Annotated in this window: 2 protein-coding genes; both read right to left on the reverse strand. The window is 75.5% G+C overall.

The window, feature by feature from the left end:
- Positions 1 to 41 precede the first annotated feature (41 nt).
- Positions 42 to 740, reverse strand: a complete 699-nt coding sequence (locus G5C65_RS36125) for a response regulator transcription factor (protein WP_165303281.1) — start codon at positions 738 to 740, stop codon at positions 42 to 44.
- On the reverse strand, positions 737 to 2,047 hold the full coding sequence (locus G5C65_RS36130) for a sensor histidine kinase (protein WP_206442659.1): 1,311 nt from the start codon (positions 2,045 to 2,047) through the stop codon (positions 737 to 739). Before G5C65_RS36130 ends, G5C65_RS36125 begins: the two co-directional genes overlap by 4 nt.
- Between the last annotated feature and the right edge of the window lie 47 nt (positions 2,048 to 2,094).

Here is a 2,094-nt window from a genome sequence, read left to right on the forward strand (position 1 = left end):
GGCCGGCAAGATCCGCCGGACACACCCCGGGCTCCGAAAGCTCAGGCGCCGCCCGCCGGGCGGACCAGGCCGCTCTCGTACGCGGCGACGACCAGCTGGGCCCGGTCCCGCGCCCCCAGCTTCGCCATCGTCCGGTTGACATGCGTCTTCACCGTCAGCGGGCTCACGGTGAGCTGCTCCGCTATCTCGTCGTTGGACAGCCCGCCCCCGACGAGGGCCAGCACCTCCCGCTCCCGCCCGGTGAGCGCGGCGAGCCGGGCTCCGCCGCCGCCGTTGCCCTCGCCGCCGCCACCCGAGCCCTCCGGCGCCGCGCCCTGCGCCAGGAACCTCGCGATCAGGCCCTTCGTCGCGGCGGGCGAGAGCAGCGCCTCGCCCTTCGCCGCCGTGCGGATCGCGGACAGCAGCTCGCCCGGCTCCGCGCCCTTGCCGAGGAAGCCGGAGGCCCCGGCGCGCAGCGACTGCACCACGTAGTCGTCGACCTCGAAGGTGGTCAGGATGACGATCCGGACCCCGGTCAGCCGGGGATCGGCGCTGATCGCCCGGGTGGCGGCGAGCCCGTCGGTGCCCGGCATCCGGATGTCCATCAGCACCACGTCGGCGCCCTCCTCCCGGACCAGGGCGACCGCCTCGTCCCCGTCCGCCGCCTCACCGACGACCTCCATATCGGGCTCGGAGTCGACCAGGACGCGGAAGGCGCTCCGCAGCAGCGCCTGGTCGTCGGCGAGCACAACACGGATCATGCGGACGTCTCCTCGTGCGACGGGGCGGGCTCCAGCGGCAAGCGTACGTACACCCGGAAGCCGCCCTCGTCGAGCGGACCGGTCTCGCAGTGGCCGTGCAGGGCCGCGGCCCGCTCCCGCATGCCGACCAGGCCGTGCCCGCCGTTGCCCTCGCCGGGCGGGTCCACGTCGTCGGCGCCGACGCCCGCGCCGTCGTCCAGCACGGTGATCTCCAGATCGCCCCGCCGCTTGTGGAGCCGGACCTCGGCGTGCGCCTCGGTGCCGACGTGCTTTTGCACGTTGGTCAGCGCCTCCTGCACCACCCGGTAGGCGGTCAGATCCACGGCCGAGGAGATCGGCCCCAGCCCGGCGGGCGGCACCGGCGCCTCCAGCGCCACCTGGAGCCCCGTCTTGCGGAAGCCGTCGAGCAGGTCGTCCAGCACCGCCAGCCCGGGGGCCGGCTCGGTGGGCGCGGCGCTCTCCCCGGACTGGCGCAGCAGCCCGACGGTGGTCTGCAGCTCGGACAGCGCGTGCCGGCTCGCGTCCCGCACATGGGCGAGGGCCTGTTTGGCCTGGTCCGGGCGCCGGTCCATGACGTGCGACGCCACGCCCGCCTGGACGTTGACGAGCGCGATGTGGTGGGCCACGACATCGTGCAGCTCGCGGGCGATCCGCAGCCGCTCCTCGGCGACGCGCCGCCGCGCCTCCTCCTCGCGGGTGCGCTCCGCGCGCTCGGCGCGCTCCCGGATGGCGTCGACCACCGCGCGCCGGGAGCGTACGGCCTCGCCGACGGCTGCGGCCATGCCGGTCCAGGCGAAGATGCCGAGGTTCTGCTGCGAGTACCAGGGCCGGGCGCCGAACAGCACCCCGGCGGCGGTGAGCGCGACCACGGTGACCGCGCCGACCCGCCAGCTGGTGCTGCGGCTGGTCCGGTTGGAGACGGTGTAGAGCGCGATGACGGCGGCGAGGACGATGGGCGCCCGCTCGTCGCTGGGGGCGCCCTCGGCCGGGTCGATGGCGAAGGCGACGACGGAGATCAGGCCGGTGACGCAGAGCACCGGCATCGGCGCGCGGCGGCGCAGCACCAGCGTTCCGCAGGCGAGCACGGCGAGCAGCACCGTCTGGGTGGTCAGCTCGCGCCCCCCGAAGTGCGGCTCGCCGTCGGCGGCGCGGGTCTCGGTCGAGGCGGAGAAGAGGACAGCGGCGAGGGTGGCGAGGGCGACCAGCGCGTCTACGGCGTAGGGGTGTGCCCGCAGCCGTTCGCGCAGTCGGCAGAAGCGGCCCGCTGCGGGGCCGGTAGCGCCTGCGGGGCCGGGCGGAGCGGCCATGACCGGCTGGTTCTCCTGGTCGGGCGGTCGGAGGGGCGGGCAGTCGG

Origin of the sequence: Streptomyces boncukensis (assembly GCF_011045075.1) — a bacterium.
Classification (GTDB): Bacteria; Actinomycetota; Actinomycetes; order Streptomycetales; family Streptomycetaceae; genus Streptomyces; species Streptomyces boncukensis.

Excerpts from the sequence above, each read along its gene's own strand:
- G5C65_RS36125 (WP_165303281.1), bottom strand. The coding sequence starts at position 740 with ATGATCCGTGTTGTGCTCGCCGACGACCAGGCGCTGCTGCGGAGCGCC.
- G5C65_RS36130 (WP_206442659.1), bottom strand. The coding sequence starts at position 2,047 with ATGGCCGCTCCGCCCGGCCCCGCAGGCGCTACCGGCCCCGCAGCGGGC.